This is a genomic window from Thiorhodospira sibirica ATCC 700588, assembly GCF_000227725.2.
In the GTDB taxonomy this organism is placed as follows: Bacteria; Pseudomonadota; Gammaproteobacteria; order Ectothiorhodospirales; family Ectothiorhodospiraceae; genus Thiorhodospira; species Thiorhodospira sibirica.
The window spans coordinates 51005-74223 of record NZ_MU255056.1 but is presented as its reverse complement, the minus strand read 5'-3'; the positions used below and the strand labels follow the sequence as shown (position 1 = coordinate 74223).

The 23219-nt window shown below is 55.9% G+C and carries 22 protein-coding genes, 1 pseudogene and 1 riboswitch; of the genes and pseudogenes, 16 read left to right on the top strand and 7 right to left on the bottom strand.

Annotated features, from left to right (window positions below; genetic code table 11):
- The first annotated feature begins 144 nt into the window (after positions 1 to 144).
- Together rnr and rlmB are read left to right on the top strand one after the other, a co-directional pair.
- Positions 145 to 2562: a ribonuclease R gene (gene rnr / locus THISIDRAFT_RS00540; RefSeq protein ID WP_040852068.1), complete on the top strand. Its 2418-nt coding sequence runs from the start codon at positions 145 to 147 to the stop codon at positions 2560 to 2562.
- Entirely contained in the window at positions 2559 to 3329 is a 771-nt protein-coding gene (rlmB, locus tag THISIDRAFT_RS00535; protein ID WP_006787230.1) for a 23S rRNA (guanosine(2251)-2'-O)-methyltransferase RlmB, read from the top strand. Before rnr ends, rlmB begins: the two co-directional genes overlap by 4 nt.
- Before the next feature lie 36 nt (positions 3330 to 3365).
- On the opposite strand, the gene THISIDRAFT_RS00530 is transcribed toward rlmB, so the two are convergent.
- The 3 genes from THISIDRAFT_RS00530 to THISIDRAFT_RS00520 are packed head-to-tail and all read right to left on the bottom strand — an operon-like array spanning position 3366 to position 6041.
- Positions 3366 to 3677 carry a hypothetical protein gene (locus THISIDRAFT_RS00530; protein ID WP_006787229.1) on the bottom strand — a complete coding sequence of 104 codons (312 nt, stop codon included), beginning with the start codon at positions 3675 to 3677 and terminating at the stop codon, positions 3366 to 3368.
- Between the two features lie 44 nt (positions 3678 to 3721).
- Positions 3722 to 4312 carry a molybdenum cofactor guanylyltransferase MobA gene (mobA, locus tag THISIDRAFT_RS00525; protein ID WP_006787228.1) on the bottom strand — a complete coding sequence of 197 codons (591 nt, stop codon included), beginning with the start codon at positions 4310 to 4312 and terminating at the stop codon, positions 3722 to 3724.
- Positions 4313 to 4340: 28 nt separating this feature from the next.
- The gene (locus THISIDRAFT_RS00520) at positions 4341 to 6041 is read right to left on the bottom strand and encodes a choice-of-anchor I family protein (protein WP_006787227.1); all 1701 of its coding nucleotides are present in this window, start codon (positions 6039 to 6041) and stop codon (positions 4341 to 4343) included.
- Between the two features lie 281 nt (positions 6042 to 6322).
- A riboswitch (cobalamin riboswitch) is annotated at positions 6323 to 6552 on the top strand.
- A 278-nt stretch (positions 6553 to 6830) separates the two neighbouring features.
- On the opposite strand from THISIDRAFT_RS00520, the gene THISIDRAFT_RS00515 reads away from it, so the two are divergent.
- The 10 genes and pseudogenes from THISIDRAFT_RS00515 to THISIDRAFT_RS14550 all read left to right on the top strand — a co-directional run.
- On the top strand, positions 6831 to 7676 hold the full coding sequence (locus THISIDRAFT_RS00515) for a sirohydrochlorin chelatase (RefSeq protein WP_006787226.1): 846 nt from the start codon (positions 6831 to 6833) through the stop codon (positions 7674 to 7676).
- Positions 7677 to 7690: 14 nt separating this feature from the next.
- Positions 7691 to 8314: a cobalt transporter CbiM gene (cbiM, locus tag THISIDRAFT_RS00510; RefSeq protein WP_006787225.1), complete on the top strand. Its 624-nt coding sequence runs from the start codon at positions 7691 to 7693 to the stop codon at positions 8312 to 8314.
- 8 nt (positions 8315 to 8322) lie between these two features.
- Positions 8323 to 9654, top strand: a complete 1332-nt coding sequence (locus THISIDRAFT_RS00505) for a bifunctional cobalt-precorrin-7 (C(5))-methyltransferase/cobalt-precorrin-6B (C(15))-methyltransferase (RefSeq protein WP_006787224.1) — start codon at positions 8323 to 8325, stop codon at positions 9652 to 9654.
- On the top strand, positions 9651 to 10376 hold the full coding sequence (gene cobI / locus THISIDRAFT_RS00500) for a precorrin-2 C(20)-methyltransferase (RefSeq protein WP_040852055.1): 726 nt from the start codon (positions 9651 to 9653) through the stop codon (positions 10374 to 10376). The genes THISIDRAFT_RS00505 and cobI overlap by 4 nt, the downstream gene beginning before the upstream one ends.
- A complete protein-coding gene (locus tag THISIDRAFT_RS00495) occupies positions 10366 to 11106 on the top strand; it encodes a cobalamin biosynthesis central domain-containing protein (protein WP_006787222.1) in 741 nt (246 codons plus the stop codon). Before cobI ends, THISIDRAFT_RS00495 begins: the two co-directional genes overlap by 11 nt.
- Positions 11107 to 11517 carry a cobalamin biosynthesis protein gene (locus tag THISIDRAFT_RS00490; RefSeq protein WP_006787221.1) on the top strand — a complete coding sequence of 137 codons (411 nt, stop codon included), beginning with the start codon at positions 11107 to 11109 and terminating at the stop codon, positions 11515 to 11517.
- A complete protein-coding gene (cobJ, locus tag THISIDRAFT_RS00485; RefSeq protein WP_006787220.1) occupies positions 11510 to 12760 on the top strand; it encodes a precorrin-3B C(17)-methyltransferase in 1251 nt (416 codons plus the stop codon). The genes THISIDRAFT_RS00490 and cobJ overlap by 8 nt, the downstream gene beginning before the upstream one ends.
- Before the next feature lie 37 nt (positions 12761 to 12797).
- Positions 12798 to 14201, top strand: a complete 1404-nt coding sequence (gene cysG / locus THISIDRAFT_RS00480) for a siroheme synthase CysG (protein WP_006787219.1) — start codon at positions 12798 to 12800, stop codon at positions 14199 to 14201.
- Positions 14198 to 15493 carry a cobyrinic acid a,c-diamide synthase CobB gene (locus tag THISIDRAFT_RS00475; protein ID WP_006787218.1) on the top strand — a complete coding sequence of 432 codons (1296 nt, stop codon included), beginning with the start codon at positions 14198 to 14200 and terminating at the stop codon, positions 15491 to 15493. Before cysG ends, THISIDRAFT_RS00475 begins: the two co-directional genes overlap by 4 nt.
- An 8-nt stretch (positions 15494 to 15501) precedes the next feature.
- A pseudogene (locus THISIDRAFT_RS14550) lies at positions 15502 to 15674 on the top strand (nicotinate-nucleotide--dimethylbenzimidazole phosphoribosyltransferase); the annotation flags it as partial.
- Positions 15675 to 15683: 9 nt separating this feature from the next.
- Here THISIDRAFT_RS14550 and THISIDRAFT_RS00470 read toward each other — a convergent pair.
- The 3 genes from THISIDRAFT_RS00470 to dut all read right to left on the bottom strand — a co-directional run bounded on the left by THISIDRAFT_RS00470 (position 15684) and on the right by dut (position 19295).
- A protein-coding gene (locus THISIDRAFT_RS00470; protein ID WP_169312427.1) for an IS5 family transposase occupies positions 15684 to 16476 on the bottom strand; the annotation gives its coding sequence in 2 pieces (ribosomal slippage) (positions 15684 to 16218 and positions 16217 to 16476; 795 coding nt in all).
- A 41-nt stretch (positions 16477 to 16517) separates the two neighbouring features.
- Complete coding sequence (gene hypF / locus THISIDRAFT_RS00465; RefSeq protein ID WP_006787214.1) at positions 16518 to 18803, bottom strand: carbamoyltransferase HypF; 2286 nt, start codon at positions 18801 to 18803, stop codon at positions 16518 to 16520.
- A gap of 12 nt (positions 18804 to 18815) precedes the next feature.
- Positions 18816 to 19295: a dUTP diphosphatase gene (gene dut / locus THISIDRAFT_RS00460; RefSeq protein WP_006787213.1), complete on the bottom strand. Its 480-nt coding sequence runs from the start codon at positions 19293 to 19295 to the stop codon at positions 18816 to 18818.
- Between the two features lie 163 nt (positions 19296 to 19458).
- Here dut and THISIDRAFT_RS00455 point away from each other — a divergent pair, with 163 nt between their 5' ends.
- The 4 genes from THISIDRAFT_RS00455 (at position 19459) to hisG (ending at position 22390) form a co-directional block, all read left to right on the top strand.
- Positions 19459 to 20100 (top strand): MlaC/ttg2D family ABC transporter substrate-binding protein, encoded by a 642-nt coding sequence (locus tag THISIDRAFT_RS00455; protein WP_006787212.1) that lies wholly within the window; start codon positions 19459 to 19461, stop codon positions 20098 to 20100.
- Complete coding sequence (locus tag THISIDRAFT_RS00450) at positions 20084 to 20404, top strand: STAS domain-containing protein (RefSeq protein ID WP_050984871.1); 321 nt, start codon at positions 20084 to 20086, stop codon at positions 20402 to 20404. The genes THISIDRAFT_RS00455 and THISIDRAFT_RS00450 overlap by 17 nt, the downstream gene beginning before the upstream one ends.
- Positions 20405 to 20471: 67 nt before the next feature.
- Positions 20472 to 21731, top strand: a complete 1260-nt coding sequence (gene murA, locus THISIDRAFT_RS00445; RefSeq protein ID WP_040852052.1) for a UDP-N-acetylglucosamine 1-carboxyvinyltransferase — start codon at positions 20472 to 20474, stop codon at positions 21729 to 21731.
- Between the two features lie 14 nt (positions 21732 to 21745).
- Positions 21746 to 22390 (top strand): ATP phosphoribosyltransferase, encoded by a 645-nt coding sequence (hisG, locus tag THISIDRAFT_RS00440; protein WP_006787209.1) that lies wholly within the window; start codon positions 21746 to 21748, stop codon positions 22388 to 22390.
- Between the two features lie 152 nt (positions 22391 to 22542).
- Here the strand turns inward: hisG and THISIDRAFT_RS00435 are convergent.
- Positions 22543 to 23219, bottom strand: a 677-nt coding sequence (locus THISIDRAFT_RS00435) for an RNA-guided endonuclease TnpB family protein (RefSeq protein ID WP_221913923.1), incomplete at its 5' end; no start/stop codon positions are given.

Here is a 23219-nt window from a genome sequence, read left to right as displayed (position 1 = left end):
CAAGCAACGCAACGGCATGCACATCCTTGGAGCGCGCCACACACGGCACACGATCCGCCGAAACCGACTCCAAATTCAACGCCCTCGGCCTAAGCATCGAGGCATCTCGCGCCCGTGGGCGAATCCACTCAAGTGTTCAGTGATATGACCAAGAAAAACAAAAAAACCTTGCATGACCCACATTTTCAGCGTGAGGCGCAAAAATACGAAAACCCCATCCCCAGCCGTGAGTTCATCCTGGAGGTGATCGCGCAGGCCGATGGCCCGATGCAGTTTACGCCCTTGGCGCAGATGCTGGAGCTCAACGATGAGCAGGCCCTGGAAGCCTTGAGCCGCCGCTTGCGGGCGATGGAACGCGACGGACAATTGGTCTGCAATCGCAAAGGCGCGTGGCTCCCGGTCAATCAGGCGGATTTGGTGCGGGGCCGGGTGATCGGTCATCCTGATGGCTTTGGCTTTTTGGTGCCTGATGCCGGGGGGGCAGATTTGTTTTTATCGCCCAAACAGATGCGCGCCTTGTTTCACGGTGATCGTGCCCTGGCGCGGGTGATTGGCATTGATCATCGCGGCCGGCGCGAAGGGGCGGTGATTGAGGTCTTGGAGCGCAATACCCAGCAAGTGGTGGGCCGTTTGTTCATGGAGGGCGGCATCGGCTTTGTGATGCCGGATCACAAGCGCATCACCCAGGATATTCTGATTCCCCCGGAACACTTTAATGGCGCCAAACCGGGGCAGATCGTGATGGTGGTGATCCGTGAGCAGCCCTCCAAACGCACCCGCCCGATTGGCCAGATTGTGGAGATCATCGGCGAACACATGGGGCCGGGCATGGAAATCGACATTGCCATTCGCGCCCACGGCATTCCCTTTGAGTGGCCGGATGCTGTCGTGGAGGCGGCCAATGCCATGGGCACACGGGTCAATCCCCGTGCCAAGCAGGGACGCCTGGATTTGCGGCAAATGCCTCTGGTGACCATTGACGGTGAAGATGCCAAGGACTTTGATGATGCCGTCTATTGCGAAGCCCTGCCGCGTTCCGGCTTTCGGCTGTGGGTGGCGATTGCCGATGTCTCGCATTATGTGCAGCCTCTGGATGCCCTGGATAAAGAGGCCCAGCACCGCGCCACCTCGGTATATTTCCCTGAACGGGTGGTGCCGATGTTGCCCGAGGCGCTGTCTAATGGCCTGTGCTCGCTCAAGCCCAAGGTGGACCGGCTGGCCTTGGTGTGCGAGATGCACATCACCTCACGCGGCAATGTGAAATCCTATCAGTTTCATGAGGCGGTGATCCGCTCTCATGCCCGTTTGACCTATACCGAGGTCGCTGAGGCCCTGATGGATCAGGAGCCTAAAACCTGCCAGCGTCTGGAGGCCCTTTTGCCGCATTTGCAGGCGCTGTATGGCTTATATCAGGTGCTGCGGGCGGCGCGAGAAAAGCGCGGGGCAATTGATTTTGAATCCACCGAAACCCGCATTGTCTTTGGCGAAAACCGCAAAATTGAGCGCATCGTGCCTTATGAGCGCAATGACGCTCACAAGATCATCGAAGAATGCATGATTATCGCCAATGTCTGCGCGGCGCGTTTTTTGCGCCGTTACCGCATGCCCACCCTGTATCGTGTCCATAAAGGCCCCACCGAGGAAAAGGCTCAGGATCTGCGCCGTTTTCTCGGCGAACAGGGGCTAAGTCTGCCCGGCGGCGAGGTGCCAAGCCCCAAAGATTACGCCCAGCTGCTGCATAGCATTGCTGAGCGCCCGGATCGCTCACTGATCCAGACGCTGCTGCTGCGCTCGCTGTCGCAAGCCGTCTACAGCCCGGACAATATCGGCCATTTTGGCCTGGCGCATGAAAAATACGCCCATTTCACCTCACCGATTCGCCGCTATCCTGATCTGCTCGTGCATCGCGGGATTCGTCATGTGCTCAATGGCGGCAAGCCACGCGAATTTCACTACAGCCTGAACGACATGGTGAGTCTGGGTGAACACAGCTCCATGGCCGAACGGCGCGCCGATGAAGCCACCTGGGATGCCATCGGCTGGCTCAAATGCGAATACATGCAGGACAAGATCGGCGAATGTTTTGATGGCCTGATCACCACCGTGACCTCTTTTGGACTGTTTGTCGAGCTGCAAGAGATCTATGTCGAAGGTCTGGTGCATGTCACCAGCCTGCACAATGACTACTATGTCTTTGATCCTGCCGGGCACCGTCTGCGCGGTGAACGCAGCGGGCGGGTTTACTGCATGGGGGACCGTCTGCGGGTGCGGGTGGCGCGGGTTAATCTGGATGAACGCAAGATTGATTTTGCCCTGGAAGAAGGTCCAAGCAGCGCCTCTGGCAAAAAGCCAGCTGCGCAGCTCCCAGCGGCCACGCCAGGCAGCGCACCGAAAAAGTCCAGAAGAAAGCGCCATAAGGCCAAAACACAGGCCCAGACTCAGACCCAAACCGAGCTGCCTGCCGAAAAGAAAACCAAAGCTGCTGACACGGCCTCTCCGGGGCGGCGCTCGCGCTCAGGTCGTTCCAGACGGCGCAAACCCGCCGCTAAAGATACGCCATGAGCGCCTCGCATGATGTGTTTGGTTGGCATGCGGTCTTGGCGCTGTTGCAGCATGAGCCTTTACGCATCAAAACCCTGCTGGCCGACCAGCAACGCCAGGATCAACGGGTCAAGGCGTTGATTGAGGCCGCCAAAACTGCGGGGGTGCAGATTCAATGGGTCAATAGAAAAACGCTGGACAAACGCTGTCCCGGCGGCGTACATCAAGGGGTGATGGCGCAGTGTCGCGCCCCGGAGCGTGATCACGCCTTGGCGTGGTCAGAAGGGGATTTGCTGGACGCCGTGAGTCATCAATCCGCGCCCTTGCTGCTGGTATTGGATGGCCTGACCGATCCACATAACCTGGGCGCCTGTCTGCGCACCGCCGAGGCCGCAGGTGTGATGGCGGTCATCATTCCGCGCAATCGGGCCGTGGGACTCACTCCGGTGGTGCGCAAAGTGGCCTGTGGGGCGGCAGAGATCGTCCCGCTGGTGCAGGTCACCAATCTGGCACGCACCCTTAAAGCGTTGAAAGAGGCTGGCGTATGGATTGTCGGCACCGCCGGAGAAGCCCCGGCGAGCCTGTATGCCACCCCACTGGATGGGCCACTGGCGCTGGTGATGGGGGCGGAGGGCCAAGGCGCCCGGCGCCTGACCCAGGAGGCCTGTGATGTGCTGGTGCATATCCCGATGCTCGGCCAGGTAGAAAGCCTGAATGTCTCCGTGGCGACGGGGGTTTGCTTATACGAAGCCCTGCGTCAGCGACACACTCAGGCCAGGACGGCTTAACATCGCAGGATGGGAAATGGTGATGAGTTGCGGTGATTATTTACCCAAGCCAGGGCCAGAGGCGTAGGCATTAAAGACATCGCGCTCAGCCCAGACCTTGGGATTGAGCAAAGCCTGTGGCAGTTGAAAGCGCTTTTCACTGCCCACCTCCATATCCTTGACTACCCGCTGAATGTCCTCATAGTTGATCTTGAACAGCACACCCGAACGGGTGCCGTCGGTACGACGTGCGATCATATACGCGTCTGCCAGTTGATGCACATACAGATTGGCAGGCCGCAATTTATCACCGGCCTCGCGTAGGGTTACGGTGTAATGATGATCCACAGCAAAGCTATGTTTATCCACGATCACTCTCCTGCAACAATATTTATTGTTATATGGAAATAATATTATAGCATATTTTGTCGTGCAAAGCGCGCAAATTCCAACGGGGTGTTCAGGTTGACAAAATGCTCAGTAGTATCGGCAAAATCGACACACCGATAAGGGTGGCGGGCATACCACTGACCCACCTTGCGCCCGCCACTGGCTAGATAGTGAGCCAAATCCGGCAAAAGTTCCCGATGCAGCACAGCCACCAACGGTTGCAGCGACTGCCCATCATGCGCACAGGCCAACGGCACTCCGTGTGCCATAGCCTGCTGCTGCAACCGTTGCACATAATCCCCGGCAAGCATCGGCGTATCACAGGCACTGAGCGCAAACCACGGCGAAGGTCGGGTCTGCATCACTGCCAGCACCCCGCTCAACGGCCCCTGCCGGGCAAAGCGCGGATCATCACAAACCACCGCATAACCCAAGGCCTGATAAGCCGCCAGATGGCGATTGGCGCTGATTACCACCTCATCAACCTGCGGTGCCAACTGCGCCAGGGCGTAACAAATCAAAGGCTGCCCCGCCAATAGCCGCAAGCCCTTATCTTCCCCGCCCATGCGCTGACTCAATCCACCCGCCAGCACAATGCCTGTGATGCTTTGCATAAAGCTCCGGTTTTCACATGAGAGACGATCAATCCTCAACCGCGACGCGATCGATCACAAAAACGGTGGTGGTCCCGCTGACTTCATTGCCCACCAGCAGCAAAGGCCGTCCTTCACGGTCGGGACTGTGCACCGTCGGGATGAAATGCAGACCTTCAGCGCCTAGATCCGTGGTGGTCAGTGCCTCGGGGGTGTTGGGCAGGCTAAAGTCACGATTATTGATGTATTGCACAAAAACCGTCTGCTCCGGTTCGGTAATGTCATACACCATTACCCCACCAATGCGCTCAAGACCTACAAAGGCATACATGCGCCCATCAACCTCACCCAGCGCAATGCCTTCTGGCTCGGGGCCTTTATCATCAGAGCGGCTATCAAAGCTGTTGTTTTCGCTGTTATTAGCATTAAAATCATGCGGATAGCGTTGTGCGGTGATCTCCTCCATCTGCGAGCCTGTATCATAGACCTTGACCAATCCATTGTCAGTCACACGAAAGATGGACATGGAGCGCGCCCCAAAGGCATAGAGGGCATCATAGACACACTCCGTCACCACATGGGTTGCTTTGTCTGAAGGATTGCAGCCATTGCTCACCCCCATGGTAGACGTCACCCGCAAGCGGCCTAATTGATCGTTTTGCTGCAATACCGCCGCATCTGGAAAGGCCTGCGGATCAAGCTGCAACTGGCCTACCCGGAACTCCTCCGTCCAGCCGGGATAATCCCTGGCATCGCCTTCATTGGCGGTCACGATATAGGTCTGGCCAGCGGTTTCATACAGACGAATGGTATCAGGCTGATAAATCCCCCGCACAGGCCAATGGCGGATATAGATGCCGCCATCACGATCACTGGCATCAAAACCACGCCCTGACCACGCGCCATTTTCTGACCAGTCTTTAAATCCCAGCGCAAAGATATTCGTCACCGTGGCCTGCTCAATATCAATCACCGCGATGGCATTGTTTTCCTGCAAAGAAACATACGCCGTGCGGGAATCCTGTGTCACCTCCACCCACTCTGGCTCAAGATCCTGAGCGGCACTGGCATTGGGTCCAAAGATTCTCACACCGGCAGCGCGCAGCGCATCCTCGCGGCCATTCCAGGCACGAAAATCAGCCGTGCGCACTGTGGCCTGTTGCGCACCGCCACTAAGGTCAATAATGGAAACCGAGCCTTCAGGATCAATCGTATACTCCCCGTTGGGCTCGCCCTCATTGGCCACCAGCACATAGCGTCCATTGGGCGAAAAGGTCAGGGCATCCGGCAAAGCGCCAGCCTCAAGCACGTTCAAGCGGTTGCCATCCGTATCCAGTAACACCACAAAACCGTTATCCGTTCGCTCATAGGCTTCGACCGCGACGGCAACCATGCCATCTTTGACCGCCACACTATTGGCATCAGCACCGATATCGGAGACATCAATGGAAAACAGCCGCGCCGGATTGGCCGGATCATTCATATCCAGCACATCCACCTGCCGAGTGGCGGCATTGATCACAAAGGCCCGGCGGCTTGCCGGATCATAGCTTACGATCTCGGCCGCACTGCGGGCATATTCCCCGCTACGATATTGGCCCAGTACCGACAAAGAAACCGTGGTCGCAGAATCCGCGCCATCGCTTGGCTCAGTGGCACTGGATGAAGATGAGGAAGAATTACAGCCAGATAATAAAACGGCTGCGCCGATAAGCGTCACCGCCGTGGTTGTCAATAAACGTGCTTGCATAGACGTGATCTCCTGCCAAAATACGAGAGTCTCAACCATCCGCATGAATAAATGATGAAATGCCCATGACGAACAGATGAAGCGGCAAAGACGATCTTGGCGCGGAACACCCGCCGGGTGCGTGGTGCGTTAGGGTCAGCTTGCACCGACGTACTACCCCACCTCAATATGCAAGGCCGAATTTTTCGCACAAAATGGATGAACGTTCCACGCCGGCGCTCGAACTGAGCAAGCGGAAAATTAAGCAGATACCTTGATTCATGGCGAAAGATCGCCTATTCTTGCGCGCACGTTCATCAGGAGTCCTGACAGGCGATCGCGTGTCAGGGTGAAACGGGAAGACCGGTGCCGTTTGAGCCAACAGGCTTAAACCATTCCGGCGCAGCCCCCGCTGCTGTAAGCCTGAGGTATTGCGTTCATCTATGCCACTGAGTGGTTTTATCACTTGGGAAGGCAAGCGCAAACCGTTTGCAGGGTAAGCCAGAAGACCGACCTGTTGAGTGTTTTAGAGGTACATGCCACGGGGTGTGGAATGGGCCGACTGGACCTTGGGTGTGTGCGGCGTGGTAGTTCATGCCGGATAACCTGAAAAACAATCTCCAGCCGAGTCAGCGCGGCAGCAATGCGTTTGCTGTTGTCGTTAGCGTGCGATGTTCTCGCTATCCATCCCCCTTTGCTTTTCCCTCTAACAGCTCATGTATCGACGTGGCGGGCCTTGGTGGTGTTCAGGCTGACGGTCGCGTGGTGTACCATCCATAGACTTCATTATTGCTTCAGGTGTAATACGCTATGCAAGAAACCATTTTATTAGTGGGTCACGGATCACGTCATGCACCGGGTAATGAAGAAATCACAGCCTTTGCCCAACGCTGGCAACGCCAGATGCCTGAATGGCATATTGAGGTTTGTTTTATCGAGCTTGCAGAGGTTTTGCTCGATGAAGGTCTGGAAAAAGCGGCCAAACAGGCTGAACGTGTCATTGTCGTGCCATTGATCTTAAACGCGGCGGGTCACGTCAAAGCCGAGATCCCTGAATATATTGCAGCGGCGCGTAGGCAATATCCGCAGACTGAATTTATTTATATGCCACCTTTGGGCGCCTGTGATGCCATTTTTTCGATTTTAAAAAGACGCCTGCAGCAGGCCATGCGTGATTTGGATCATCCTGACCCCACACGCACTGGAGTTATCCTTCTCGGTCGTGGTTCATCGGATCCTATGGCCAATGGCGATGTGGCAAAAATAGCGCGCTGGCTACAGGAAAGCACAGAGCATCGGCACATGATTGATATCGCCTTTACCGGAATTACCTATCCGCGCCTGGAAACAGTGGTGCAGCAGCAGGTACGGTTGGGAATGATGCAGCTGATTATTTTGCCGTATTATTTATTTACAGGCGTTTTGATCGAACGAATCCAGCGGCAAGTACAGCATTTAAAACAACAATACCCGCAGATACGGTTTAGCTGTGGTGATTATTTTGGTTTTGAAGACGAGATTTTCATGCTGGTTTCGCAGCGCGTCACACAGGCTGATACACCAGAGCATCACATGCCTTGTGATGGTTGCCCACACAAAGCGGCGTCTGATCATACGCATCATCATGATCATCATCACAGCCATCATCAACACTGAAAAAATCCAGATTTATGCATATCGTTGATGGTGTGGTTACACATGAAGTACTGATTGCAGGCAGTCTTCTCGCCATTGCCGGGATTGCTATCGGCCTGCATCGCTTGACCTTGGAAAATATCCCGGCTGCCGGGGTTATCTCAGCGGTATTTTTCATTGCTTCATTGATTCATGTGCCTTTAGGGCCATCCAGTGTTCACCTTTTGATGAATGGCCTGGCGGGTCTGATACTCGGATTTGCAGCCTTTCCTGCATTATTCATTGCGCTGCTTCTACAAGCGGTGTTTTTGGGGTTCGGTGGAATAACGGTATTAGGGATCAATACTTTAAGCGTTGCCTTGCCTGCGGTACTTTTACATTACCTGTGTATTCACGGCGTGCGTCATCCAGATATACGGATTGCGGCTGTGTGGGGTGCCATTGCCGGCGGCGGTGCGATTCTCTTGACGGCTTTGAGCATTGCGCTGGTGCTGATGCTCTCAGGTGAGGCGTTTTTCATGATCGCCAAGTTTGCCATCATTGCACATCTTCCCGTGATGATCATTGAAGGCTTATTGTGCGCAGTTGCTGTCATTTTGATCAAAAAAGTAAAGCCTGATATTTTTGCCAGAACCTTCTGGAAAAACACAACACCATAAACCTTAAAATGAACACCGCTTTAGATACCTGCACGCCTGTCAATGCGCCCACTTACCATATTATTGGTGTCTTGGGGGACGGTTCTTCCAGTCTGTGCCAACAGGCATTACGATGCCTGCAAAATGCAGATGTTGTGATTGGGGCGGTCCATCTTTTGGCCTTAGTGCATGAGCACATCAAGGCCAGCGCACAATGTTATGAACTGGACGAGGTTTTAGCGCAGGTTCCGCTCTGGATAGATACTGCATTATCCCAGCAAAAGCAGCTTGTGGTACTGGCCAGTGGTGATCCGTTGTGTTATGGTATCGGGGGCTATTTAAGCAAAAACAGCAAATACCGTGCGACGGTGATTCCTAATCTATCAGCAGTGCAACTTGCCTGTGCGCGGATTCACCGTCCCTGGCAAAATATCAAGCTTATTTCCGTGCATCATCGGGATGATGGGGAATGGACGCCGACGGCAGGCCCTGAACATCATCTTTATCCCATTATTAAAGCCTGTCATACACATGCACACATGGCGATTTTTACCAGTCCGGAAAATAGTCCGGATCGTATCGCCCGGCTTTTGCTTGCTGCAGGTTTGGCGGATAGTGTCAAGATGGTCATCTTTGAAAAACTCGGCGGAACTGCTGAACGTATTGTGGATAATTGCAGCGTTTCTGACATTGCCAAAATAACATTCTCTGCGCCTAATCTGGTTTTATTATGGCGTATGTCTGCAGTGAAATCGGTGGTGCGCTTTGGTTTGGACGACGAAAACTATCAACCGGCAGACAATCCACACAGCCTGTTGACCAAGCGCGACGTGCGAGCAGTGACGCTGGCACAGATGCAGTTATGTTCCGATAGCATTGTTTGGGACATCGGCGCGGGCTTTGGTGCGCTGGGTTTAGAGGCCGCAAGACTTTGCCCGGATGGCTATGTTTATGCGATTGAAAAAAATCCAAAAACCTATAAGATTGCCTTACAGAATGCGATCAAGCTTGGTGTATATAATTATTCCTTGGTATTGAATAAAGCCCCTCATGGCATGGAACATTGGCCCGCCCCTGATGCTGTGTTTATCGGCGGTTCGGATGGCCAGCTCACGGAGCTGATGCGTTTAAGTCTGCATCGTTTAAAAAACGGCGGCTTTTTGCTCATGAATTTTGTGACGCTTGAAAATCTGCATAGCGCCATAGCGTGTTTAAAAAAATGGCACGTTCCTTGGAAAATTACACAATTACAAAGCGCACAGACGCGACCTATTTTAAATATGCATCGCTTTGTCGCAGATAATCCCGTTTGGATGATGTCTGTACAGACGTCCTCACTGCTTAAATCCCAGCTGCAATGATGCAAGAACTCGGCAGATTATATGGTGTTTCTCTGGGGCCGGGTGATCCTGCACTGATTACCCGCCAAGCCTGGGAGATATTACAAAAGAATGCCCAGTGGGTGTATCCAGTGAGTCAGATCAATCGACCCAGTTATGCCCTGGAAATTCTCCAGCGCAGCGGGCTAAAGATTCCGATCAATGCCACGCCTTTGCTGTTTCCGATGACCCATGATTCAGCCTGTTTGACGCAAGCCTGGCTTGAGGCCGCATCCTATGTCAATGATCGCTTGCTGTGCGGACAGGATGTCCATTTTTTGGTGGAAGGTGATGCATCGACCTATGCCAGCTTCACTTATCTTGCGCGCACCTTGCAAAGCATCAACCCTGCTGCTGTCATTGTGACCCTGCCCGGTATCAGTGCATATCAAGATCTCGCCGCGAAGCTCAATCAGCCGCTGGCGTGTGCGCATGATGCCATTGCGATTTTACCCGCAGTGCGCGCTTTGGTGCAGTGGGATAGCCTGTTTGCAAATTTTAATACCATTGTTTTATTGAAAATAAAGCCTCACTGGCGTGAGATTTTTCAACAGCTCAATCTGCTTGAAAAAATGCCGGAAGTGTATTTTGGTGAGCGGATGGGAACGTCGATGGAGCGTGTGACGCATGATCTCAGAACACTGTCTGCAAAAGAAATGCATTATCTATCTTTGCTGATGATAAAAAACAAACATGACGGCTGATAAAAAAGTTGCCTTGATTACGGTCACAAAAAAAGGCGTCATGTCTGGCGAAAGACTGGCTTTAAAAATAGGACATGGAACGCTTTTTTGTCCCCAAAAATTCGGTTATCTGCTGTCTGCAAAAAAACCTGAAAGCAGGGATATTTGCCTGTATGAAAATGCGCTTAACACACATATAGAGCGGATTTTCAAAGCCTTTGATCAGCTGATTTTTTTTCTGGCGCTGGGCGCTGTGGTGCGTTTAGTGGCCCCCCATCTACGCTGCAAATATCAAGATCCTGGCGTGCTGGTGATTGATCAGGAAACGCGTTTTGTCATTCCGGTGCTTTCCGGCCATGTGGGCTATGCCAATGCCTATGCAGAAAAAATTGCAGCCTTAATCGATGCGCAGGCGATATTAACCACCGCTTCTGATGCCAGCCAGACCTTTAGTGTGGATATTCTTGGACGTGAACAAGGCTGGCAGGTTGAGGCGCCAAACATCAATCTAACCCGCGTCGCGGCAATGCTGGTGAATGCAGAACCGATTGCCTTGATCGAAGAGGATGAATGCTTGTATGACTGGCCTTATGCCTGGCCTGAAAATGTCACCCGCTTTAGCCAGTTTACCGCCGTCAATTTACAGCGATATCAGGGTATTTTATGGGTAACGCACGCCGCCATCCCTCCTGATATATGGCAGCAATTACATGAACGTCTGGTCGTTTATCGTCCTGGATTTGGAAATTAAATGAAGTATGTTATTGGCATTGGCTGTGATCGTAATACCAGCGTACAAACGGTAAAAGAAGCCTTACATCATGTGTTGCAGCAGGTGAATATTGAAATACATGAGATTGTTGCGCTTGCCACGATTGAAAAAAAGTCAGAAGAGCCGGCAATTCTGCAATTAGCACATGACCTGCAATGCCCACTTCATATATTCGATGCGCCGATCTTAGCCAAGGTCAGTGTACCCAATCCATCCAGCACGGTACAGCGTTATATGGCAACCCCGGCGGTTGCTGAGGCTGCGGCGTTGCTTGGCGCACAAACTACTATGGAAAATCTGATATTGGAAAAATATAAATATCGTGGGAAGGATGCAAAGCATGTCACACTCGCGATTGCATGCCAAGATATGAATTGCGCAAATGGCTAAGATTTTTCTTGTCAGTCTCGGGCCAGGCGCGCCGGAATATATGAGCGTGCGGGCCCAGCAGGCGCTATGTGAGGCCGAGATCGTGATCGGTTATCACGCCTATATTGAGCTCTGTAAGCCGCTGCTCACTGGACAAACTGTGATCGCCAGCGGCATGACGGAGGAAATTGCGCGTTGCAAAGCGGCCTATGCCTACGCACAGCAGGGCTGCCGCGTGGCCTTGGTATCTTCCGGGGATATCGGGATTTATGCCTTGGCTTCCTTGGCGTATGAGATATTTTTGCAGGCCGGATGGCGTCCGGGGGACGCCATCGCGGTTGAGCTGATTCCGGGCATCAGCGCCCTATCAGCCAGTGCGGCACTGGTCGGGGCGCCGCTGGCACATGATTTTTGTGCCATCTCCTTATCCGATTTGCTGACCCCCTGGGCGGTGATTGCCAAGCGTTTGCAGGCCGCCGCACAGGCTGATTATGTGATCGCCTTGTATAACCCTAAAAGCCGCCGCCGCACCGAACAGATCAACGAAGCTCAGCGCATTATTGCGCAATATCGCCAGCCTGAAACCCCGGTGATGATTGTACAGGCGGCGTATCGTTCAACGCAGAATATCGACGCCTGTACTTTGGCTGATTTGCAAAGCGCCGCTATCAATATGCAAAGCCTGGTGTTGATCGGCAATAGCCAAAGTTATATGCAAGATGGCTTGATGCTGACCCCGCGTGGCTATGCGCACAAATATAATATCTCCGATGAGCGCAGCATCAATGATGAGAGGCCGGGTCATTCATTGCGCATGGGATTGGATGGCTGGAAAAATCATTTTTTTGCGACGCTAAAAAAAGAATCAGATGCTAAACTTGAAGAGATTACCGAGGCTATTGAGATGCCGATAGGCATGGCTTTGGATCTTATTTTTCGTGATGCAGCTAAAGAGGCGCTCAATATACATGCTACGCCAATCAGTCTGGCAGATCAGGCAGAGATTTTGGCGATTTTTCAGGCATGGGGGCGCGTGGATATTAAGCTGCCTCATCAGGGATTGACGGGATGTTTAAGCGTGAATGCCAGTGACTTTAAACCCGATAAAAATCAGATAGCCATAGAGAATGAATCAATGCAGATCAGTGTAGATATGGGGCGCATTCACAGCGCCTGGTTATTGCGTGCGCCAATGGGAGAAATCGTTTATGCGATTGATCAAAAAGATGCACTGGTGTTTTCTGCAAAATCACATCCTGCTTGAGGTTACGCTTTGATATACCTTGTTTGTAAAATGATGTATGGCGCATGATGTAAGCGGATGGTTGCCGGTTTTTCTGGCAACCACGTCCTGTCGCTGTCTGGTCGTGGGTGCCGGGCGCGTGGCAACACGCAAAGCCAAAAAGCTGCTGGAGGCCGGCGCACACTTGGCGCTCATTGCCCCGGATCTCAGTGCCCCCATGCAGCGGCTGATGCAGGCCTATCCTGCACAGATACAGTATCAGCCACGCTGCTATACGGCAGAAGATATGCAGAATTATCAGCTGATTGTTGCGGCAACGGATGATGCGGTGCTGAATACGCGCATTGCCCAGGTGGCCCAGCGCTTGAATATTCCGGTCAATGTTGCCAATCCTGGTCATCTCAGCACCCTGCTTTTGCCTAACACCTTGCGGCGCGGCGTTGTGCAGATTGCTCTGTGCAGTGGTGGGGCGTCACCGCTGCTGATGCGTCGTCTCAGTGCCTATCTGGATGCGCTGATTCCGCAGCATTATGGTGATCTGGCAAAGCTGTTGCAGCGCTTTCGTGAAAGCATAAAAACCCACTTTCCTGATATACATAAACGACGACATTTTTATGAAAAAATTGTGGATGGCGTGATTGCAGAAACAGTGTTTTCACAACGCTATGATGATGCGTGTGAGTTGGTAAAGCAGCGTATTGCAAAAGATATTTATGCTACGCAGGGTGAGGTTTATTTAGTCGGTACCGGACCTGGTGATCCTGAGCTATTGACCTTAAAAGCGTTGCGTGTCATGCAGCAGGCCGATGTGGTGATTTATGATCGCCTGATTGGCCCTGAAATCCTTAAATTCTTGCGTAAAGATGCCAGGCGTTATTATGTGGGCAAGGCGCGAGCGCATCACTCCAGCACACAGGCAACCATCAATCAGTTATTGATCGAATACGCCAAGGCCGGGCATAAGGTAGTACGCCTGAAAGGCGGCGATCCTTTCGTATTTGGACGCGGCGGAGAGGAAATGCTGGCCTTGCAGGCCGCCGGGATTGTATTTCATATTGTGCCGGGGATTACCGCAGCCACCGGCTGTGCGGCCAGTACCGGGATTCCGCTGACCCATCGTGAGGTAGCGAAGGGCTGTCTGTTTTTAACCGGACATTGTGCCGATGAAGCCAGCGCCTTTGATTGGCCAGCCTTGGCCCAGTCGGGCTATACGCTGGTGTTTTATATGGGGGTTTTCCATCTGGAAAGTCTGTGTCAGCGTTTACTGCGTGCGGGAATGGCAGCGGAAACGCCGGTGGCTATTGTGCAAAATGGCAGTCTGGCGAATCAGCAACTGACCTTTAGCACGCTCGCACATCTCAGCCGCCAGCCACCGATGGATCACACCCATCCCGGTCTGGTGATTATTGGCCAGACGGTCACGCTCAGTCCGCAGTATCGCGCCCCCGGATGCACCGCATGAGTCTGCTGCGTCATTGTCCCGCGCTGCTGCTGGCGGCGCCCTCGTCCGGGCAGGGCAAGACCACCGTGACGGCGGCACTGGCCCGTTATCACCGCCAACAGGGGCGGCGGGTGCGCGTGTTCAAGGCCGGGCCAGATTTCCTTGATCCGATGATTCACGAGCAGGCCAGCGGCGCGCCAGTGCATTCCATTGATTTGTGGATCACTGGCGAGGCCGATGCCCGCCGGCGTCTGTATCAGGCGGCCGGCGAGGCAGATCTGATTCTGCTGGAAGGGGTGATGGGGCTGTTTGATGGCCAGCCCTCCAGTGCCGACATCGCCTGCACGCTGGGGATTCCTGTGCTGCTGTGCATCCGTGGGGCCGCGATGGCGCAGACCTTTGCCGCGATTGCCCACGGTCTGGCAACGTATCGCCCCGGATTGCCGGTGGCCGGGGTCTTTGCCAATCAGGTCAGCGGAGAGCGCCATTATGCGCTGCTGCAAGAAGGCCTGGCGCCGGGCTTGACCGCCTTTGGCTATCTGCCAGACAGGCCGGATTTTGCCCTGCCGAGCCGTCATCTGGGCTTGGTGCAAGCAAGTGAAGTGGCGGACCTGGAAACGCGCCTGGATCACGCGGCGGCCCAACTGCAGTGGACCCAGCCTGCCTTGCCACCGCCAGTGGCCTTTGCGCCGGTCGCCGACAGCCCGCCCCCGCCTCTGCTGGCCGGGCAGCATATCGCCGTGGCGCGTGATGCCGCCTTTGCCTTTATCTATCCGGCCAATCTGGAAACCCTTGAACAGCTGGGTGCGCATTTGCACTTTTTTTCACCCGTAGCCGGGGAAGGATTGCCGCCGTCCGTGGATGCCGTTTATTTGCCCGGCGGCTATCCCGAACTGCATTTATCGGCATTAGCCGCCAATCAACAGCTCAAAGCTGATCTCACCGGGCATGTGCAGGCCGGTCGGCCCGTGCTGGCAGAATGCGGCGGGATGCTGTATCTGCTGGAATATTTATCCGATCTGGCTGGACACACGGCGCCGCTGGCCGGAATTTTGCCCGGTGAGGCGCGGATGCAAAAGCGCCTGGCCGGTCTGGGGCCACAGGCGCTAAGCCTGCCAGAAGGCACACTGCGCGGGCATCGCTTTCATTATTCCACCATGCACACGCCGCTTACCCCCTGGGCCCAGACCGTATGCCCCAACGGCCGGCCCCATCGCGAGGCGGTATACCGCACAGGCCGAGTGACCGCGAGTTATGTGCATTGGTATTTTCCATCCAGTCCGCAGGCCGTGGCCGCATTACTGGGCGCGTGAAGCCAGCCGCGAGCGCACAGATGGGCCTGCCGACGCTGATTGATGGCTTTATCAGCACCGCCGCCGCTTTGGTGACGGCGCGCATCTGCCCGCAGGCCACGCAATGGATGCTGTTTGCGCATACCTCCGCCGAACCGGCCATCAGCATATCTTGCAGGCCCTCAACGCAGAACCCTTGCTTAGAACTTGTTCAAAGTCTCTTAAGCAAGATGCCCAGGAAGGCCAGGTGAATAAATGGTAAGCTCGTGTTGAGCGTGCGCTCAGCGTTTTTCCAAAATCGCCGGTGCTTTTCCAGCCAGGCGAAGCTGCGCTCTACCACCCAGCGCGTGGGGATGACCTTGAAGGTATGCAATTCGCTGCGCTTGGCGATGTGTACGGTCACGTGCTCGCCCAGGGTCTTTTGCACGTGCTCGGCAAAGGGTCGGCCGGTATAGCCACCGTCGGCCAGCACGCTTGGCACACAACCCAACCCCGTCTTGCAGCACGCCAAGGCTTGCACGGCGCCTTGGCGATCTGTGACCTCGGCTGTCGTCACCGCCACGGCATGGGGTAGACCTTGTGTATCCACCGCCACAGGGCGTTTGATGCCTGAAACCTTCTTGCCCGCATCATAACCTTTGTGTTCTGCGGTGTCTGCGTTCTTGACGCTTTGTGCGTCCACGATTAACCGCGTGGGACTGGCATTGCGCCCCTGTTTTTTGCGGGCTGCGCTCACCTGATTTTTTTAAAGCCTGCTCCAGCAGGCTGCCGCCTTCGCGCGGCTCACTCCAGATCGTGAAAGAGTGATGCACTGTGCGCCATTTCGGATACTCGCTTGGCAAGGCTCGCCACTGACAACCCGTACCTAGCCGATACAGCACCGCACAGAATACATCGTACAGATCCACCCGCCGGGGGGCCGTCTTCTTGCGTCCACTTTCCAGTAAGGCACGAATCTGCTCGAACGGCTCTCGACGGAGGTCACTGGGATAGGTATGTCTCATCTTGCTATTGTCGGCTATTTTTAGAAGACTTTGAACAGGTTCTAAGCACAGCCGGTGCTGGCGTGGATGATTTGCCCATAGCTTAGGGCGGCGTCGTTGCAGGGGAGGGTTTGGGGGAGATAGGCGCGCAGGCCGTGGCGTTGCAGCAAGTGCAGGACGTGTTCGCTGAGCAGGCGGTTTTGAAAGACGCCGCCGCTAAGGCCGATGGCAAAGTCGCCGTGCTGTGAGTGTAGGTGTAAGGCTTGATCTAGCAGTGCCTGGGCCAGCAGGTGATGTAGCCATAAGGCGCGCTGGGCGGTGGGCGGTGTGCCATCAAGCATCAGTGCGGGCAGCGGGGACCAGTCGATGCAGCACAGGCCGTCTCTTTCATACAGCGGCAGGCGGATGGAGGATGGTGCGCTGATCTTGGCCTGTCGGGCGAGGGTTTCTAAAAGCATGGGCGCCTGGGCTTCGTAGCTGGCCTCGGTCAGTAACCCCAGCCAGGCAGCGGCAGCATCAAACAGCCGACCCACGGCGCTGCTTTGCGGGCTGTTGATGCGGCGTTGCCAGGCTTGTTGCAACAGTGTTTGTGTCTGAAGTGGGATCTTGGCCGGTGTCCATGCCAGGTCGCTGGCCCAGCATAGTGCCAGGGCGGTGCGCCACGGCTGACGGGCGCAGCGTTCGCCGCCGGGCAGATGAAAAGGGCGGACACTTCCGACACGTTGCCATGCTCCGGCCTGTCCAAGCAGGGCCTCGCCGCCCCACAGGGTATGATCTTCGCCCAGTCCCACCCCATCCCAGGTAAACACCAGCCAGCGCGTTTCGTGGGGATATTCTCCGGCAAGCTGGGCGGCATGGGCATGATGGTGATACACCGGGTGCCATTGCGCGCCATAGTGACTACACAGGCGGGCGGCGGCCTGGGTGCTGGCGTAGCCGGGATGGGTATCGCCGACGATGTGGCGGGGGCGTAGCTGATGCAGGCGACACAACGCATGGATCAGCTGTTCAAACAGCGCCAGGGATTGCGGGTTGCCCAAATCACCGATATGGGGCGAAATCACAACGCGCTGCTCAAAGGCCAGTGCCACAGTGTTTTTATCGTGCCCACCCAGGGCAACCATCGGCTCACTCACGGCACTGGGCAAGCGCAGGCTCAGCGGTGCCCGGCCACGTCCGGCGCGCAGGTATCGGGGTTTGTCGGCAATGACGCGGATTACGCTGTCATCCGCCGGGCGAAGAATCGGGCGATCATGATGCAAAAAGCCATCGCAGATGTCGGCAAGTTCCTGCTCGGCCTGCGCGGGGTCGATGAGCACCGGGGCACCACTGCGATTGGCGGAGGTGGCCAGCAATGGCCCTTGAAAGTCTGCCGCCAGCAGATGATGCAAGGGGCTATAGGGCAACAGGGCGCCGATTTCGTCAAGCCCCGGTGCCAGTTGTGCAGAAAGTCGGCTGTGCGGGTGTTTGGGCAGTAATACTATCGGACGCTGCGGATCGGTGAGGATCTGGGCGCTGTGCGGGTCAAGGTGCAGATGGGTACGCACGGAGTCCAGGCCATCAGCGCCCTGCCACGCAAACAGCACCGCGAAGGGTTTATGGGGACGCTGTTTGCGCTGGCGCAGGCGGCTTACGGACTGATCATTGCAGGCATCGCACAGCAGGTGATAGCCGCCGACGCCCTTGACCGCGAGAATCTGCCCGGCCTGCAATAGGGTGATAGCCTCGCGTAGGGCGGTCTGCGTATCGTGGCTATGCTGGTGCTGATAGTGCAGGTGCAACTGTGGCCCGCACTGTGGACAGGCCAGCGGCTGGGCATGAAAACGCCGGTCCAGCGGGTTGTGGTATTCCGCCTCGCAGGCCGGGCAGAGCGCAAAAGCCGCCATGCTGGTGTGCGGGCGGTCATAAGGTAGCGCCTGAATCAGGGTATAGCGCGGGCCGCATTGGGTGCAGTTGATGAAGGGGTAGCGATAACGGCGGGCCTGGGGGTCGTTTAATTCAGCGATGCACTCATCACAGCAAAAATAATCCGGCGGGATGTAAATCTCTGCCTGCTCATGCGTCGCAGAGGGCAGAATCCTAAAGCCCTGCAGATCAGCCCTGGCATCTGCGGGCATGGATGCCAGACGCTGGGGCTGTGCAAGCGGTGGCGGGTGTTGCCACAGCGCGTGTTCAAAGGCATCCAGCGCGGTGGGCAGGCCGTGTATCAATATCTGCACCTGCCCGCCCTGATTGCGTACCCAGCCGCTCAGGCCATGCTGATGCGCCAGCCGATACACAAAGGGCCGAAAGCCCACCCCCTGAACCTGTCCGCCCACCGTCAGCAGGCGGCTGTCTGCGGCGGACATCCGACGAGCACCTTAACTTGATGCGGGTGACAGGGGGCCGCGACCGGTGGAGCCAAAACCGCCGCTGCCGCGACTACTGTCCTGGCTGAATGCTTCGACACACTGAAACTGTGCCTGCACTACCGGCACCAGAACCAGTTGCGCGATGCGCTCCCCCACGGGAATGGTGAAAGGGGTTTGTCCGCGATTCCAGCATGAAACCATGATCTGTCCCTGATAGTCTGAATCAATCAGCCCCACCAGATTGCCCAGAACAATGCCATGCTTATGCCCCAGCCCGGAACGCGGCAAGATCAATGCGGCCAGATTGGGATCGTGCAGATGCAGGGCAAAGCCGGTCGGAATCAAGGTGGTTTCGCCGGGATGCAGGGTCAATGGGACTTGCAGACAGGCATGCAGATCCAGTCCGGCAGAGCCGGGCGTGGCATAGGCCGGATGGGGAATCTCTGTTCCCAGGCGCGGGTCAAGCAGTTTAAGTTCAACGGTATGCATTGGGTGTTTTCGGTGCTGTGCCGGCCTTGCGCGGACGGCGGTTTGGTTTTTAGCGGTTTAGGCGCTATATTAGCACGCTTGATTTTATTCAGGATGCCTCTGTGCTGCTTGAGGCATGATGCCGCACAGCACGTTTGCTTGCATCCATCACGGGAGATTTTTCATGGGCTTGCGAAGTTTTGCCTTATTTATCAGTTTGTTGTTTTTCACCCTGATTTTCAGCCTGCCGAGCAAAGCCGATGATGCACCGCTTCGCCTGGTAGAAGAAAGCGCCGATCAATTATTTGCGGCGCTGGATGAAAACGCGGCCCGCATTCGCACTGACCCGGCGTTTTTATACGATCTGGTCAATGAGATGCTCACTCCGCTTTTGGATTTTGACGGGGTATCGCGCCTGATTCTGGCACAACATTGGCGCAGTGCTACTCCCGAACAGCGCACCCGCTTTACCGTGGCTTTTCGCAATACCCTGGTACGCGCCTATGCCCTGCAACTGGCGGAGCATGCCGACAAGCGGGTGCGGGTGATTGCGCAGCGCTCACAGACCACGGATCGCCTGGCGCTGGTGGCTACAGAAATCATCGTCGGTCAGGGCCGTCCGAACATCCCGGTGACTTACAAATTGCGCCCGGTGCAGGGGCAGTGGAAGGTCTTTGATGTGGAAGTGGAGGGCCTGAGCTTTATCACCAATTTTCGCACCAACTTCGGCGCCGAGATTGACCGTCACGGCCTGGAGGCCTTGATTGCACGCCTGGAACGCGGTGATGAGTCCCTCGTGGAGAAAATCATTGAGCAACCCTCCTAAGCCCTCCCCGGCGCGTCTGGAAGCCGATGCAAACGGCGGCTTTTGCATCCTGGGCGAGTTGAGTTTTGCCACCGTCGGCGAGGTGCTGGTGCATTCCACTCCGGTGCTTGAAGCCGCCGCCGATCCCTGTCAGATTGATTGCAGTCAGCTGGCGCGCGTTGACAGTGCCGGGGTGGCCTTGATGGTGGAGTGGCTGCGCCTGCGCCGGGCAGCGGGCAAGGATATCCGCTATACCGGCATTTCCCCGGAAACGCGGGCCATTATCGAGGTCAGTGACTTAGATGGCCTGTTACCGATGGATTAACGCCTCGTGAATCCTTTTAAACCCGTACACTTTAGCGCCATTCCCTGCATGAGCCGACAACAACACGATGGATAAATTGATGATCTGCGGCGGTCAGCCGCTGATGGGGGATGTGCGCATCTCGGGGGCCAAAAACGCGGTGTTGCCGATTGTCTCGGCCACCCTGCTGGCCAGTACTCCGATGACCATCGGCAATGTGCCACACTTACAGGATGTCACCACCACCATGGAACTGCTGGGCAGCATGGGCGTTGCCCTGACGGTCGATGAAAAAATGCGCATTGAGGTCGATGCCTCCATGGTGCGGGCCTGCGTGGCACCCTATGATCTGGTCAAGACCATGCGCGCCTCGATTCTGGTGCTTGGGCCCTTGCTGGCGCGCTTTGGACAGGCAGAGGTGTCCTTGCCGGGGGGCTGTGCCATCGGTTCTCGTCCGGTCAACCTGCACATTAACGGCCTGGCGGCGATGGGTGCCGAGATTCGCACCGAAAACGGCTATATCCATGCACGCGCAAAACGCCTGCATGGCGCGCATATTGTCATGGATATCGTCTCGGTCACGGGCACGGAAAACCTGATGATGGCGGCGACCCTGGCCGATGGCATCACGGTGATTGAAAATGCTGCCCGTGAACCCGAGGTGTTGGATCTGGCGCGCTGTCTGCAACGGATGGGTGCCCATATTCAGGGGGCGGGTACCGATAAAATCACCATCGAGGGGGTCGAGCAGCTCACGGGCTGCGATTATGAAGTCTTGCCCGATCGTATCGAAACCGGCACATTCCTGGTTGGCGGGGCCATCACCGGCGGGCGGGTGCGGTTGAAAAACACCGACCCCACCCTGCTGGATGCGGTGCTGGTCAAGCTGGAAGATGCCGGAGCCTGGATCGATACCGGCACGGATTGGGTCAGCCTGGACATGCGCGGCCAGCGCCCCAAGGCGATCAATCTGCGCACCGCGCCCTATCCGGGCTTTCCTACCGATATGCAGGCGCAATTTATGGCCCTGAATACCATTGCCGAGGGCACGGCAGCGGTCACGGAAACGGTGTTTGAAAATCGCTTTATGCACGCCCTGGAACTGCAGCGCATGGGGGCGGATATTCGCATCGAAGGCAATACCGCCATTGTGCGCGGCATTGAGCGCCTGACCGCTGCTCCCGTCATGGCTACCGACCTGCGTGCCTCTGCCAGTCTGATTCTGGCCGGATTGGTCGCTCAAGGGGAAACGCTGGTGGACCGGATTTATCATATCGACCGTGGCTATGAGTGCATCGAAGAAAAACTCTCCCAACTGGGCGCGACCATTCGCCGTGTCCCCGGATAATATGCAAGTCTGATATGTCAACATCAACGCTCGTGATCGCGCTCTCCAAAGGGCGCATCTATCAAGACACCCTGCCCTTGCTGGCTCACGCGGGCATTGTGCCGCAAGATGACCCGGAAAAAAGCCGCAAACTGATCCTGGATACCAACCAGCCGGAGGTCAAGCTGGTGGTGATTCGTGCCACCGATGTGCCGACCTATGTGCAATATGGCGGAGCTGATGTGGGCGTGGCGGGTAAAGACGTGCTCATGGAGCATGGCGGCGAGGGCCTGTATGAGCCACTGGATCTGCGCATTGCCCGCTGCCGCCTGATGGTGGCAGGGCGACCGGGCGCCAATGACAGCAATACCCGTTTGCGTATCGCCACCAAATTCGTCAATATCACCCGCCGCTATTATGCCGCCCAGGGCAAGCAGGTTGAGTTGATCAAGCTTTATGGTTCCATGGAACTGGCGCCGTTGGTGGGCATGGCGGATGCGATTGTCGATCTGGTCGATACCGGCAACACGCTTAAGGCCAATGGCCTGGTGCCCCTGGAACATATCGCCGATATCAGCTCGCGTTTGATTGTCAATAAGGCCTCGCTGAAATTGCATTCACAGCAGATCAAGACCCTGATTGAGCAGCTCAGGCAAGCGGTTGCCCAGCAGGGGCCCTAGCATTGGCCTCTGCGCGGGCGGTGGTTGCCTACCCATCCAGGCCCCAACTCAATAGCACATTCGTAGATTGACATCCTCCCCCGCCTGAAGGCGGGGGATTCCTAACCTCACGATCAGGACTTTCTGTTTCAACGAGATCAGCCGATGCCGCTTTACAGCAACACGGGACTTACGTTCTCTGTGCAGACTAACCCCGCCAGCCCGGCGGTTAACACATTGCGCGCTGCATTCACATCGCGGTCGTGGAGATTGCCGCATTCCGGGCAGACCCACTCTCGGACAGACAGCGGCATTTTCGCTACGGTGTGTCCACACTCAGAACAGCGTTTGCTCGACGGATACCCGCGGTCGATACCCACCAGCATTCGCCCACACCATTGCGCCTTGTACTTCAACTGCCGGACGAACTCCGACCAGCTTGCATCGCTGATCGACTTTGCCAGACAGCGGTTCTTCTGCAGGTTGCTCACGGCCAGCGTCTCGACGGCGATCACTTGGTTCTCGTTGACCAGCCGGGTTGAAAGCGTGTGCAGGAAGTCCTTGCGGGCGTCTGTGATGCGTGTATGCAGCCGTGCAACCTTCAAACGTGTCTTGGCCCGGTTGCGTGAGCCTTTCTGCTTCTTCGCCAGCCGCCGCTGCAGCTTCGCGAGCTTGGCTTCATTTTTGCGAAACGTGTTCGGCGCGGCGATCTTCTCGCCGGTCGAGAGGATGGCAAAGTGGGTTAGGCCCAGGTCGATGCCCACCTTGCCGGTGACTTCGGGCTTCGGCGATACTGTGTCGTCGCACAGCAGCGACACGAAATACCGCCCCGCCGTGTCCTTCGACACGG